The sequence below is a fragment of the Pseudomonas reactans genome, from assembly GCF_013385825.1.
In the GTDB taxonomy this organism is placed as follows: Bacteria; Pseudomonadota; Gammaproteobacteria; order Pseudomonadales; family Pseudomonadaceae; genus Aquipseudomonas; species Aquipseudomonas reactans.
The window spans coordinates 1-923 of sequence record NZ_JACAPG010000035.1; the positions used below are offsets into that span (position 1 = coordinate 1).

General features: G+C 63.4%; 1 protein-coding gene. It reads left to right on the forward strand.

Annotated elements, in window-relative coordinates:
• Positions 1-923 (forward strand): AMP-binding protein (locus HX868_RS30555; RefSeq protein WP_177005435.1); only part of this gene is annotated, 923 nt, incomplete at both ends.

Below are 923 nucleotides of genomic sequence, written 5' to 3' on the forward strand. Positions count from 1 at the left end.
CAGGCCAACCGCCTGGCCCACGCCTTGATCGCCCGTGGCGTCGGCCCGGAAGTGCGCGTGGCGATCGCCATGCCACGCAGTGCCGAGAGCCTGGTGGCGTTCCTTGCGGTGATGAAAGCCGGTGGCGTGTATGTGCCGCTGGACATTGAATACCCGCGTGATCGCCTGCTGTACATGATGCAAGACAGCCGTGCGCAATTGTTGCTGACCCATAGCAGCGCGTTGCAGCAACTGCCGATTCCCGAGGGCTTGGACACCCTGGCGATTGATCGCACCGAAGACTGGGCGGATTACGCCGACACGGCGCCAGAAGTGGCATTGGACGGCGATAACCTGGCCTACGTGATCTACACCTCCGGCTCCACCGGCATGCCAAAAGGCGTGGCGGTGTCCCACGGTCCGTTGGTGGCGCACATCATCGCCACCGGCGAGCGTTATGAAACCAGCCCGTCTGACTGCGAACTGCACTTCATGTCGTTCGCCTTCGACGGCTCCCACGAAGGCTGGATGCACCCGCTGATCAACGGCGCCAGCGTGCTGGTCCGAGACGACAGCCTGTGGCTGCCCGAACACACCTACGCACAAATGCATCGCCACAACGTGACCATGGCGGTGTTCCCGCCGGTTTACCTGCAACAGTTGGCCGAGCATGCCGAGCGTGACGGCAACCCCCCCAAAGTGCGTGTGTACTGCTTCGGCGGTGACGCCGTCGCCCAGGCCAGCTACGACCTGGCCTGGCGTGCACTGAAACCGACTTACCTGTTCAACGGCTACGGCCCGACTGAAACCGTGGTCACACCGTTGCTGTGGAAGGCGCGCCGTAGCGATCCATGCGGTGCGGTTTATGCCCCAATCGGCACCTTGCTGGGCAACCGCAGCGGCTACGTGCTGGACTCGCAACTCAACCTGCAACCCATCGGCGT